This is a genomic window from Hymenobacter sp. DG25B, assembly GCF_000801315.1.
Lineage (GTDB): Bacteria > Bacteroidota > Bacteroidia > Cytophagales > Hymenobacteraceae > Hymenobacter.
The window spans coordinates 1816517-1829195 of the sequence record NZ_CP010054.1; the positions used below are offsets into that span (position 1 = coordinate 1816517).

Here is a 12679-nt window from a genome sequence, read left to right on the forward strand (position 1 = left end):
GATTTGATTCATAAAGTCAAGATGTATTTAAATTATTCTTACAAAAAATTGTATTGAATACGGGCAATATTATCCGGTGGAGGCCTGCTGGGTGCGGTAGCCCAATCGGCAAAGCCTGCGCTGCGCCTAAACCCCGTATTTTGGGCGCCCTAACCTTGTTGTATGAAGATTCTGCTGGTAGAAGACGAGCCCAAAGTGGCGGCCTTCCTGTATAAAGGCCTCAGTGAGCAAACCCATACCGTAGATGTGGCTATGGACGGGCTGCAGGGCCTGCACCAGGCCTCCGAGGGGCAGTACGACCTGATTATTCTGGACCAGATGCTGCCCGGCCTGAACGGGCTGGATGTATGCCGGCGCATCCGGGCCGAGAATACCCGCGTGCCCATTCTCATGCTCACGGCCCTGGGCGAGACGGATGATAAAATCCGGGGCCTGGATGCCGGCGCCGATGATTACCTGGTAAAGCCCTTTGCCTTTCAGGAGCTGCTGGCGCGCATCCGGGCCCTCACGCGGCGGGGCCACGAGGGGCCGGCCGCCGAGGCGGTGCTGCGCCTGGCCGACTTAACCCTGGACCCCACCCGCAAAATGGTGACCCGGGCCGGGCACCTGATTCAGCTCACGGCCCGGGAGTTTGCCCTGCTGCATTTCCTGCTGCGCAACCAGGGCCGCGTGGTTTCGCGCGTGGATATTCTGGAGCAGGTCTGGGAAACCTCCTTCGATACCGGCTCCAACGTCATTGATGTCTACATCAACTTTCTGCGCAAGAAGATAGATAAGGACTTCACCCCCAAGCTCATTCACACCCTGGTAGGCATGGGCTATGTTTTGAAAGAGGATTGATGAGTTGTCAGTTGCTGATTGATAGTAGAGGCTTTTCTATTGATAGAATGAACTGTCATCCTGAGCCGGCGAAGGACCTTCACCCGACTGCCCGCCTCGCGCAACAACGACTCGTTCTAACGTAAAAAGGTCCTTCGCCGGCTCAGGATGATAATATATTTAACCTGACAACTGACCACAAAAAAAACCACCCGAAACCAAAACCAGCTCATGACCATCCGTACTCGACTGGCGCTGCAGTTTGGCGTTATTCTGGCCATTACGCTGCTGCTGTTCTCCGTGGTGATTTACTTTTTTACGTTCCGGGCCCGGCGCGAGGCTTTCACCGATAACCTCTTTGACCGGGCCCTGGTGGTAGGCCACGTGTATGCCGATGGTGCCAACCGGGCCGATGAAGCCAGCCGGGGCTCGTACCGCCGCTACCTGCGGCAGTTCTACCGCACCCTGCCCGAGGAACAGGTGCGCGTGTATGATGGCGCGCGCGTGGTGTTTAAGGAAGGCGCCGGCCCGTACCAGCCCGTAACGGCGGCGCTCCTGGCGCAGGTGCTGGCCCAGGGCCGCGTGGTGCGCCGCGAAGGGCATTACCGCCAAACCGTAGGGCTGCGCTACCACGATGCCCGCCAGCAGCGCACGTTTGTGGTGCTGGCCTCCTCCCTGGATGCCGATAGCCGCCACGAGCTGGAAACCCTGCGGGTGATTCTGCTGAGCGGGCTGCTGGTTTCTTTGGTAGCAGTGGGTATTGGCGGGTGGTTTTTTGCCGGGCAGGCCCTGCGCCCCATGCAGCGCATTGTGCGGGAAGTAGATAGTATTACCGCTTCCGATCTGCACCAGCGCCTATCCATGGCCGATGGGCAGGATGAAGTATCACACCTGGCCCAGCGCTTCAACCGCCTCCTCGACCGCCTGGAAACGGCTTTTGCCGGCCAGCGCACCTTCGTGCGCGATGCTTCCCATGAGCTGCGCACCCCGCTCACCGCTATTATTGGCGAGCTGGAAGTGGCTCTTCTCCAGCAGGAGCGCACCCCTCAGGAGTACCGCCGCGTGCTGCGCAGCACCCTGGATGCCGCCCGCCTGCTGAAAGACCTTACCAACGGCCTGCTGCAAATAGCCCGGGCCTCCGACGACCCCTCCCAGATTTCCCGCACCCAGGTGCGCTTTGATGAGCTGCTGCTGCTGGCCCATGAGGAGATGCAGCGCCGCCACCCCACCTGCCGCATCGACCTGGAGTTTGGCGAATCACAGCCGGATGGCCGCACCGGGCCCTTCACCGTGTTGGGCAATGAGGCCCTGCTGCTGGTGGCCGTGCTGAACGTGCTGGAAAACGCCTGCAAATTCTCTATTCGCCAAAACCAGCCCATTGTAGCCTCGCTCACGGCTCCGCCCGGCCGGGTTAGCCTGGAAGTGCGCGACCAGGGCCTGGGCATGAGCGAGACAGACCGCCAGCAGGTGTTTGTGCCTTTCTTCCGGGCCGAGGCCGTGCGCAATGTGCCCGGCCACGGCATCGGCCTGCCGCTCACCTCCAAAATTATGGAGCTGCATGGCGGCCGCATTCAGGTGGAAAGCCAGCTGGGGCGGGGCACGCAGGTATGGCTGATATTGCCTTTTTCGTGAGCCTGGGGCGTTTTAATCGTAATTTAATTCCCTTTTAACCCGGCCTTAACTACGCGGCCCTACTCTTGTGTTCATATTCGGGTCATCGGGCCCGTTTCCCTTGTTCTCCAGAGTAGAAGCTATGAGTCAGACGGCTGAAAAAATAGAAGTAAAAACTACCCCGGTTAGCCCGCAACCGGGCAACTACTTCAGCACCCTGGCCAGCGATGCGCCATCCGGGCTGGTGGTTTTTCTGGTGGCCCTGCCCCTGTGCCTGGGTATCTCGCTGGCCTCCGGCGCCCCGCTGCTGGCCGGTATCATTACCGGTATAGTAGGAGGGGTGCTGGTGTCCTGGCTGAGCGGCTCGCAGCTGAGCGTGAGCGGCCCGGCCGCCGGCCTCACCGTCATTGTGCTCACGGCCATTCAAACCCTGGGCTCGTTTGAGGCCCTGCTGGCGGCCACCGTGGTAGCCGGTATACTGCAGCTGATACTGGGTTTTGTGAAGGCGGGCATTATAGGCATGTACTTTCCTTCCTCGGTTATCCGGGGCATGCTGGCCGCCATTGGTCTTATTCTGATTCTGAAGCAGATACCGCACTTCCTGGGCGCCGATACTGACTATTTCGAGGATAACACCTTCTTCCAGCTAAACGGGCAGAACACGTTTTCCGCCATTGGGGCCGCCCTGCAGGCCCTGAGTCCGGGCGCCATCCTGATTGGTAGCTTGTCGATGCTGGTGCTGCTGGCCTGGGAAAGCAAGGCCCTGCAGCGCATTAAGCTGGTGAAAATGGTGCCGGCCGCGCTGCTGGTGGTGGCCGGCTCTATTGGCCTCAATCTGCTGCTGGGCTCCATTGCGCCCACGCTGCAGGTGCAGCCGGAGCACATGGTAAAGCTGCCCGTGGTATCCTCCCTCAGCGACCTGGGTGGCCTGCTCACCTTCCCCGACTGGAGCGCCTTCCTGCGCCCGGCTACCTACGGCGTGGCTTTCACCATTGCCATGGTGGCCTCCCTGGAAACCCTGCTGAGCGTAGAGGCCGTGGATAAGCTGGACCCCCACAAGCGCCATACGCCCCAAAACCGCGAGTTGAAAGCGCAGGGCGTGGGCAATATGGTGGCGGCCCTGCTGGGTGGCCTGCCCATGACGGCGGTTATCGTGCGCAGCTCTGCCAACATTAATGCCGGCGGCCAAACCAAAATGTCGGCGTTTATCCACGGCTTTTTCCTGTTGCTGAGCGTGCTCTTCCTGGCCCCGGTGCTTAATCTGATTCCTTTGTCGGCGCTGGCAGCCGTGCTGCTGCTGGTGGGCTTCAAGCTTACCAAGCCCGCCCTCTACCGCATGCAGTGGAAGCTGGGCTGGGAGCAGTTTCTGCCGTTCATCATCACCATTCTGGCCATTCTGTTCAGTGATTTGCTGAAGGGCATCAGCATCGGGCTGGTGGTGGCCGTGTTCTTCATTCTGAAAGCCAACTATCAGTCGGCGTACTTTTTCCACCACGAGCCTTCCCGCGAGCCGGGCACGTTTCACCTAAAGCTGAGTGAGCACGTCTCCTTTTTAAACAAGGCCAGTATTGTGCAGCTGCTGGACCGCTTCAAGCCTGGTTCCCGGGTTGTTATTGATGGGTCTGACTCAGAGGTAATTGACTACGACGTGCTGGAAGCCATTGAGAACTTCCGCGTAAATGCCCTGGAGCGGCACATCGACCTGGAGCTGCGTCAGATTCCGCAGGTAAATACGGTGGGCCACTAAAACATTTCCCCCGTTCCGGGATTTCATCCACACATTCCGACTACTATTATTGCATCATGAAAGGTATCGAGCCAATTCTGGAGAACAACCGCAAATGGGTGGAGGAGAAGCGCAGCTCCGACCCCCAGTACTTTGAAAAACTGGCCACCGGTCAGCAGCCCCGCTTCCTGTTCATCGGCTGCTCCGATTCGCGGGTGCCGGCCTCGGCCATCACCGGCACCGGCCCGGGCGAGATGTTCGTGCACCGCAACATTGCCAACATGGTGGTGCACACCGATTTCAACCTGCTTTCCGTGCTGCAGTATGCCGTAGAGGTGCTGGGCGTGCAGGATATTATGGTAGTGGGCCACTATGGCTGCGGCGGTGTAGCTGCGGCCGCTGCCGACAAGCAATACGGCCTCATCGATAACTGGCTCACCAACATCCGCGACGTAATCCGGGTGCACGAAACCGAGTTCCTGCGCATCAAGGACGAGGACGAGCGTCTGCGCCGCCTGGTAGAGCTCAACGTAATTGAGCAGGTGCGTAACCTGGCCAAGACCAACATCATCCAGAATGCCCTGAAAGGTGGCAACCCGCCTCGCCTGCATGGCTTGGTGTACGACATCCGCGAAGGCCTGCTGAAAGACCTGCAGGTAGATGATGACATGATCAAAGACCTGGACCATATTTACGGTACCAAATCAGCAGATCAGGTGCAGGAAGAAAAGCAGAGCAGCCAGGCGCAGGAAGTAGCCAAGCATGCCCCCGCGGCCGAAAAAGGCGCGGAGCAACTGGCCGCCAAAAACGGCAAGGCGAAGGCTGAACAGGAGGCCACGCTGCATAAAGTTTTGTAGCTCGCCTGACCATTCCAAGTAAAAGGCCCACTTCCGGATTTCCGGAAGCGGGCCTTTTACTTGGCTGCAGTGTTTACTTGAGCAGCTTTAGGGAGTCCACCAAAGCCTCTGGGGTTATTTCCAGGATATTGGGCGCGAGGTACTTTTTGCCGTCTACAATCGTATTGGTGCGCCCATAATACACTTTGCCATTCAGGGTTCTGATAACCACGGTGCTTACCGCCGTGCCCAACGGAATGCCTGGGCTTTTTAGCTTGCCGATTCCGGCCGATTCACAGAATTTGAAAGCTGTGTTATTGTCCTGGAACAGCACATAAGCCATGGTATTCGTCTTCAAATCGATATTCTCACCGGGAATGGTGACGATAATGGTGTCCTTGGGCTCATCCGGCAGAAACCGGTCGAAGTTGATCCATTCGTAACCGGCATTGAGCAATGCACTGGGAATTTTTGCGGAAGCCGTCTGACCGAAGCTTTTGAAGGTGGTATCAATTTGGGGAGACCAGTGAAAACAGTCGAAGCTAAAGTCAGAGATGGGTTGTGCGGCAAAAAGCTGCATACCTTCCATGGAAGTAACCGAAGGCGGAATCTGGGAACTGAGCGTAACCGAAATGCCATCAGCCCATTTTACCTTTTCCTCAGGAGCCAGATAAAACTCACCCGCTGACTCCAGCGCACGGCCGTCACTGATGGTAGGCATAGCCGTCAGCACCATAGTTGCCTTATCAAATACCTCCCGGAGCTGCACATGCACTGGGGTGGTCACGGGTTTGCCGTTCTCATCCACAAAGGCATGCGCAGGTATCACTACTGCCGTTCCTTGCGCACTGTTGAAGGTGTTTTCCTGGGCGGGGTTGTAAGTATAGAGCTGCACCGGGGCCCCTAAGGTGGTAGCTACTTCCTTAATAGTGGTGGGTGTTTTAATTACCGGCGGCTTACCGTCGTTGCAAATCACTACGTCCGGCGAAAGCTCGCAGGCGGTTAAGGCGAAGAGTAGTATGTGAATGGCGGCTAGCCAAGTGAAAGAGCGCGGCATGGCAGAGTATCTTGAAAAGGATAAGGGATAGATGAACAACTATTTACTTTTGGTAGGGGCGGGGGAAAGCTCCCACATCAGACCCACTTCCACGCCCAGGTTCCAGGGGTGGCGTTTGGCCTGTGCCTGGGCCGGATCGGTAATGGAATTGAGGAAATACTGACCCTGCGGACGCACACTGATCCACTGGCCTAAGGCCATCTGGTAACTGGCATAGGCCCCGGCCTTGAGCAGCAGGTTGGTGGAGCGGTACGGCGAGGCTACACCCGGCGTCCATTCTTTCTGCTCGCAGAAGCAGGCGTCTCCTTCCGTAGTGCGGGAACTGGTGCGCAGGTTTACTGCGCCCCCTACCATGGTACCAATGTTCCAGCGGTGGTTGCCAATAAACTGGTATTGGGTCTGCACCGGAAGGGTGATGTATCGGTGCACATCCCGGAAGGAAATCTGCTTGGTTATATCCTGCGATGTTTTCTGCAGCTGGTAATTCAGGGCAGTGGCATACTCAGCATAGCCGGCCCCGGCCATTACCGTGAGGCGCTTGTTCAGGGCATACGTCAGGCCCAGGTGGCCGCCATAGCTGGTGCCAGGGCGCTCCAGGTTTTGCAGCTGGGTAGTAATGCCGCCCATCTTACGGTAAGAAACGCCGCTACCTGCTACCAACTCAATTCCCATATGCTGAAGAATCTGGTTGGCGCGCTTGCGTTTGGTGCGTGGGCGGCGCTTCTTGTTTACCTCCGGCTCCTCGGCCTCCAGCTCGGGGGGCAGCACCCGGCGCATCGCCAGGGGCTCATACGTCAGCTTTTCGGGCTTGCCTGCCCGGTCCCGACGACGGGTTTCCGAAGCAGAGGCGGCCTGCCCGTTGGCAGCAAATTGCTCCCCCAAAGATTCAGTATTAGCACCTGCCAACCGGCTGCCTGGGCGGCGCAGGGAAGCCGGGCGGCGAGGTTTGCTTGCCGCCGTTAGGGCCGATGAAGGATTAGCACCTGCGCCGTTATCCGTAAAGCGGTTGGCGCCTCGGTTTACACCTTTCCGATTGCCTACTATAGCCGCCAACGCGCCCGGGAATATTTTGGAGCGGCGGGTACGGGTGCGTGATGATGTCTTTTGAGCGCCTTCTGCTGAAATATTCTCCTCTGCGGGCCGGTCTTTTGTGCGCCGCTCAGGCACAGGCAAAAGGGCGGGCCGTGCTGCTCCGCCAGAGCTACTGATGGATGCGCTAGTGGGTGCACCCTCTAAAGCGGCACTTGCTGAGCCACTGCCGGGATGCCCTGCTGCTTGGCCTGCAGCCTGAGAAGCTGCTACCGAACCCAGTGCGGCCTTTCCGCCTTCAGCGGGTGCTCCTGGGGCTACCCCGGAGCGGGAGGCGTTTTGCGCTACGGCGCCTTTACCTTCTGCTGTATCCTGCCAGGGCAGGTGCTGCCGCAGCGGGGCAGCCGGCCCCAGGGCCAGATAAATGATGTAGTTGCTGCACAGTAATAAGAGGAGCAGCAAAGGCCAAAGTCGCCGCTTGCGGGGAGCAGCAGGCATCTTTTCCTGAATTCCGGACCAGACGGACTCCGGAACGGCACTGCCATAGCCTTCCAGCTTTTGGCGCAGGTCGTTATAAAATTGTTCCGATTCGTGCTCAGTCATTGTAGTTAGAAGAGGAGGTTGAAACAAGCAGCCGTTCCTCTAGCAGGCGGCGGGCTCGCGACAATTGGGACTTGCTGGTACCTTCCGAAATGCCCAGTAACTCACTGATTTCTGCGTGGCTATAGCCTTCAATAGCATACAGGTTAAGCACCGTGCGGTAACCGAGGGGTAGCAGATGCATCATGCGTACCAGGTCTTCTGCCGAAAGCTGATCAAAGGGAGTTCCGTCTGGATGGGCCAGCTCGTTTACTTCCTCGGCATCCAGCGGCACGTGCGCTTGCCGGTTTTGCTGATAGCTGTTGATGGCTGTATTGACAGCAATGCGGCGGGCCCAGGCTTCAAAGGGACCCTGCCCACGATATTGCTCCAGGCGGGTGAAAATCTTGACGAACGTTACCTGCAGAGCGTCCTCCGCCTCGGCCCGGGACGAGCAGTAACGCATACAGACGCCCATTAGCTGATAACCCAGGCGCTCATATAACGCCCGTTGCGCCGCTGGCTGGTTTTTTCGGCAACCTTCTACCAGCGCATTAATTGATTCAGCCATAGGCAGGTAATAGAACTAATAGAAATGTCGTACGCTAGCATTCTACACCCATGACCAGAGGTATTGGAATCCGGTTGCGTAGCCAAAAAATATATTTTAAAGCGCCGGTAACTTCTGCCGGGCACCCTGATATAATTTGTTTTCTGCCGAACTATCGGCTACTTCGCCAGCACAAACATCCCGCAAGCTATGCTTCTTCCACTGTATCAAATCGACGCCTTTGCTGATAAAATTTTCACCGGCAACCCGGCCGCCGTGTGCCCCCTCACCGAGTGGCTGCCCGAGGCCCTGATGCAGGCCATTGCCGCCGAAAACAACCTGGCTGAAACGGCCTTCTTCGTGTCCCGGGCGCAGGAGAATGAGTTCGATATTCGTTGGTTTACGCCCACCGTGGAAGTGGCTCTTTGCGGGCATGCCACGCTGGCCTCGGCGCACGTGCTGCTGCACCACCTCAACTTTAAGGGCGAGGAAATCATCTTCCACAGCAAAAGCGGAGCCCTGCACGTAACGCGTGGCCAGCACAACCGCCTCACGCTCAACTTTCCCAGCAACCCGCCCCACCCGCTGCCCGTGCACCCCGATGGCCTGATTGACGGCCTGCGCGCCACGCCCCTGAATATTCTGGCCAGCCCCAATGCCGACCTGATAGCCGTGTTCTCCACCGAAGCTGAAGTGCGCGCCCTCAAGCCCCATTTTCAGCACCTAAGTAAGGTAGAATACCGCGGCATAGTAGCCACCGCCCCCGGCACCGGCAGCGTCGATTTTGTGTCGCGTTTTTTTGGGCCGCGCGTAGGCGTTGATGAGGACCCCGTTACCGGCTCAGCTCACACCCAACTCATTCCTTACTGGGCCGAAAAGCTCGGCAAAACCACCCTGCACGCCCGCCAGGTTTCCGCCCGCGGCGGTGACCTGTGGTGCGAGCTACACGGCGACCGGGTGCTGATCAGCGGCCAGGCTCTGACGTATCTGAAGGGAGAAATTGAGGTAGGGGAGTAAGGATACTATATGCTACTATCAATAATGATTAATTGGAAGCTTCTAATAACAATCCTTCTCCCAATTACACTGGCGGTTTGTATTATCTATTCGAGGACGTTTGGTTTCAGGAGAAGAATGCGCCACATATTAATTGGGTTGTCTTTATTGCCAGTGCTATACCTTATTATATTCAAACCTGAAATAAAGCTGCATCACCCAATCTATGGACTGTTTTCAGCCTCTCTTATTGCTGGCGTCCTTTACGAATTATTTGATTGTATATCCTTGCGAATTCAGGGAAGGACGTTCTATTTACTTGCGAGAGGTGCCAAAGATGTTGTTGGGTTAGGACTTGCAAAACACAATCCGCACTTGAGTACTTCGGATAGATTATTTTCTTTTATGCTGATTTTTTTTTCGGGGTTATGGCCTCTACTATATGGGGTATTTGGTAAATACTTTCATTGATATCCTATAGATAATTACACAGATATACCAGCTGATAAAGTACTTACAAACTTTTACGCCGCCGGCTTTTTCCTGCTCGCCACGGCCTTCTTGCCCGCCACTGGCGCAGCCAGCTTCCCGGGATTATCGGCCAGAAACTTGCCCCAGCTTTTGCCGCCGGCTTTCACGTTGTTGCCTTTTTGGTAGTGGTGACAGAGCGCCACGGCCAGGGCATCGGTCGCATCCAGAAACTTGGGGGCTTCCTCGATGGGCGGCAGCTTCAGCGTTTGGCGCAGCATGTGCGCTACCTGCTCCTTGGTAGCGTTGCCGGAGCCGGTTACCGACTGCTTGACTTTAGTGGGCGCATACTCCACATAGGGAATCTGGCGGGAAAGGCAGGCGGCAATGGCCACGCCCTGCGCCCGGCCCAGCTTGAGCATGCTCTGCACGTTGACGCCAAAAAACGGCGCTTCAATGGCCAGCTCATCGGGCAGAAACTCCTCAATCAGCTCCGTCATCCGCTCGTAGATGCGCTTGAGCTTGAGGGCGTGGTTGGTGCCCAGCTTCTTCATATCAATGACATCGTAGCGCAGCACCGTTACGTGCTGGCCACGCACCTCAATCACGGCGTAGCCCATAATCTGAGTGCCGGGGTCCACGCCCATGATAATTTTAGGCAGTAATTCAGTAGAGGCGAGAGGCAAAATCATAGCAGACCGGGGAAGAAGCACGACGGACGGGCGCTTTATTGCGTAGGGCTGGATAACTTGCCAGCTGAGTACGCCAAATTCGCCACCATTTTGCCCCCCGAACCACTACAAAACTACGCACGAAAGCCGGAAGAATCTGCGCGTCGTCGGCGCGTATGGGTGGTGGGCGGCAAATTACTTATTACGCTGCTCACGCTGGGGCTGCTGTACCACTCGGTGTTTGCTGATGAAGCTACGGCCGCAGCCTGGCGGCAGCTGCTCCGCTCCACACTAACCGGTGCTGGCCGCGGGCCGGTGCTGGCCGCGCTGGCCCTGGTGCCCGTAAACTGGGGCCTGGAGGCCTGGAAATGGTGGCGCCTGGCCCGGCATCTGGAGCCGGTTTCCTTCCGCCGCAGTTTCCGGGCCGTGCTGGTAGGCCTCACGCTGGGCTTCGTCACCCCCAACCGCGTGGGCGACTACGCCGGCCGCATCATTGAGCTCAAAAGCCGCCGTCTGGATGCGCTGGGCGCGGTTTTTCTCGGGCGCTACTGCCAAATGGTGGCTACCATGCTGGCGGGCACGGCCGGACTACTTTATTTCCTGCTCACCTTTTATTTAACCGGCTACCCGGCTACTAAGCTGGGGGTAATAGGTGCGGCCGTGGCTATCAACGTAGCCCTACTGGTGCCGCTCTACCGCAGCCGCTTGCTGCTGGCGGCCCTCACGCTGGTGCGCCCATTGCGGCGCTTCCGGCGGTATCTGGCCGTGATGCCTACGTATCCGGCTAATTTGCTGCACTCCGTTTTGGCGGTGTCGGGGTTGCGGTATCTGGTTTTCTGCGGGCAGTTTATGCTGCTGCTGTGGGCTTATGGTGCGCGGCCGGATGTAGGGCCGGGGCTGTCGGCTATTGCGGGTACTTTGCTGCTGAAGTCCCTAGTGCCGTCGCTCAATGCGCTGGCCGATGTGGGCGTGCGGGAGCTGTCGGCCACGCATTTGTTTGGCCTGCTGGGTCAGCCGGTGCTGCCGGTGCTAAGTGCCAGCCTGAGCTTGTGGGTGATTAATATTGCCTTGCCCAGCGCGGCCGGGCTGCTGTTTGTGCTGCGGGTGAAGGTGTTTCGGAAAAAGGCACATAAAGATACCGCCTCGTGAGCTGGCTGCCGTTTAGTTGGGGCCTGACGCTACTCATACCGCCCGTGCTGTATGCGGTGGCCATGCTGCGCTTCCGGCAAGCCTGGCAGCAGCTTCCGGCGTTGCCTGGATTGTCTGATCAGGCTCAGAAAAATCAGGCTGATCATTCAATTTTAGCAAGAGAGCTGCCCAAGCTTTCTGTGCTGATTGCCGCCCGGAATGAGGCCGAAAACCTGCCGGGTTTACTCCAGGATTTGCAGGAGCAAACGCTGCCGGTCGCGCAGTTTGAGGTAATTATAGTCGATGATCATTCCACTGATGCCACTGCCGCGCTGGTGCAACAGTGGGCGAAGAAGTTGCCCTTCTGCCTGCGCCTGTTGGCTTTAGCTGAGGCGCCGGGGCAGGGCACCGGAAAAAAAGCAGCGCTGGAAGCGGCCCTGGCCGTAGCCCGGGCACCGTGGGTGGTGTGCACTGATGCCGACTGCCGTGTGCCCGCCGACTGGCTAAGGCTGCACGCGCTGGCGGCCGCCAACCCCGCCACGCACTTTGTAAGCGGCCCGGTACGGCTAACGGGTGCCGGCTGGCTGGCGCAACTGCAGGCCCTGGAAATGGCCGGGCTGGTAGGAGTGGGGGCTGCCTGCATCGCGCAACAAGCCTCCACCATGTGCAATGGTGCCAATCTGGGGTATCGGCGCAGCACTTTCCAGGCAGTGGGCGGCTTTGCCGGCAACCACCACCTGGCCAGCGGCGACGATGAGTTTCTGCTGCATAAAATACAGCAGCGCAACCCCGGCGGTATTCAGTTCTTGAAAGAAGCCAAAGCCACCGTCAGCACCGCCGCGCAGGGCACCATTCCGGCCTTGCTCCGGCAGCGGGTGCGCTGGGCCAGTAAGTGGCCGCATTATCAGACTACTGCACCCCAACGCCTGGCCGTGGTGGTTTTGCTGGCCAACGTGGCGCTTTTCCTGGGTCTGGTTTCACTGCTGGTATGGCCAGTGCTATGGCCCTGGGTGGCAGGCGGCTGGCTCCTGAAGCTGGGGGCTGATATGGTCTTCCTGCGGCCCGTGCTGCGGCTATTAGGCCGCGGGGAGTTACTGTGGTGGGTGCTGCCGCTGCAGCTGCTTTATGCGCCGTATGCGCTGGCCGTGGCGCTGGGTGCGCGGCGCGGGCAGTATCAGTGGAAAGGCCGGCAGGTGAAATGAGTTGCCG

Annotated in this window: 11 protein-coding genes; 7 read left to right on the forward strand and 4 right to left on the reverse strand. The window is 58.2% G+C overall.

Annotated features, from left to right (window positions below):
* Positions 1–162 precede the first annotated feature (162 nt).
* From PK28_RS07755 to PK28_RS07770, 4 genes are all read left to right on the forward strand, one after another.
* Positions 163–840 carry a response regulator gene (locus PK28_RS07755; RefSeq protein WP_044513080.1) on the forward strand — a complete coding sequence of 226 codons (678 nt, stop codon included), beginning with the start codon at positions 163–165 and terminating at the stop codon, positions 838–840.
* Positions 841–1050: 210 nt separating this feature from the next.
* Positions 1051–2451 carry a HAMP domain-containing sensor histidine kinase gene (locus PK28_RS07760; RefSeq protein ID WP_044513082.1) on the forward strand — a complete coding sequence of 467 codons (1401 nt, stop codon included), beginning with the start codon at positions 1051–1053 and terminating at the stop codon, positions 2449–2451.
* 121 nt (positions 2452–2572) lie between these two features.
* The gene (locus tag PK28_RS07765) at positions 2573–4177 is read left to right on the forward strand and encodes a SulP family inorganic anion transporter (RefSeq protein ID WP_044513085.1); all 1605 of its coding nucleotides are present in this window, start codon (positions 2573–2575) and stop codon (positions 4175–4177) included.
* 56 nt (positions 4178–4233) lie between these two features.
* Entirely contained in the window at positions 4234–5013 is a 780-nt protein-coding gene (locus tag PK28_RS07770; protein WP_231576239.1) for a carbonic anhydrase, read from the forward strand.
* Positions 5014–5086: 73 nt separating this feature from the next.
* On the opposite strand, the gene PK28_RS07775 is transcribed toward PK28_RS07770, so the two are convergent.
* From PK28_RS07775 to PK28_RS07785, 3 genes are read right to left on the reverse strand one after another with little or no spacing between them, the layout of a single operon-like run.
* The gene (locus tag PK28_RS07775; RefSeq protein ID WP_044513087.1) at positions 5087–6049 is read right to left on the reverse strand and encodes a hypothetical protein; all 963 of its coding nucleotides are present in this window, start codon (positions 6047–6049) and stop codon (positions 5087–5089) included.
* Positions 6050–6088: 39 nt separating this feature from the next.
* Complete coding sequence (locus PK28_RS20405; RefSeq protein WP_156126301.1) at positions 6089–7681, reverse strand: porin family protein; 1593 nt, start codon at positions 7679–7681, stop codon at positions 6089–6091.
* Positions 7674–8228, reverse strand: a complete 555-nt coding sequence (locus tag PK28_RS07785) for an RNA polymerase sigma factor (protein ID WP_044513092.1) — start codon at positions 8226–8228, stop codon at positions 7674–7676. Before PK28_RS07785 ends, PK28_RS20405 begins: the two co-directional genes overlap by 8 nt.
* Positions 8229–8417: 189 nt before the next feature.
* On the opposite strand from PK28_RS07785, the gene PK28_RS07790 reads away from it, so the two are divergent.
* Entirely contained in the window at positions 8418–9224 is an 807-nt protein-coding gene (locus PK28_RS07790) for a PhzF family phenazine biosynthesis protein (protein ID WP_044513094.1), read from the forward strand.
* 503 nt (positions 9225–9727) lie between these two features.
* Here the strand turns inward: PK28_RS07790 and ruvC are convergent.
* Complete coding sequence (gene ruvC, locus PK28_RS07795) at positions 9728–10363, reverse strand: crossover junction endodeoxyribonuclease RuvC (protein WP_044513097.1); 636 nt, start codon at positions 10361–10363, stop codon at positions 9728–9730.
* Positions 10364–10453: 90 nt separating this feature from the next.
* Here ruvC and PK28_RS07800 point away from each other — a divergent pair, with 90 nt between their 5' ends.
* Together PK28_RS07800 and PK28_RS07805 are read left to right on the forward strand one after the other, a co-directional pair.
* Positions 10454–11491: a lysylphosphatidylglycerol synthase transmembrane domain-containing protein gene (locus tag PK28_RS07800; RefSeq protein ID WP_044516568.1), complete on the forward strand. Its 1038-nt coding sequence runs from the start codon at positions 10454–10456 to the stop codon at positions 11489–11491.
* Entirely contained in the window at positions 11488–12672 is a 1185-nt protein-coding gene (locus PK28_RS07805) for a glycosyltransferase (RefSeq protein ID WP_156126302.1), read from the forward strand. The genes PK28_RS07800 and PK28_RS07805 overlap by 4 nt, the downstream gene beginning before the upstream one ends.
* Positions 12673–12679: the final 7 nt, after the last annotated feature.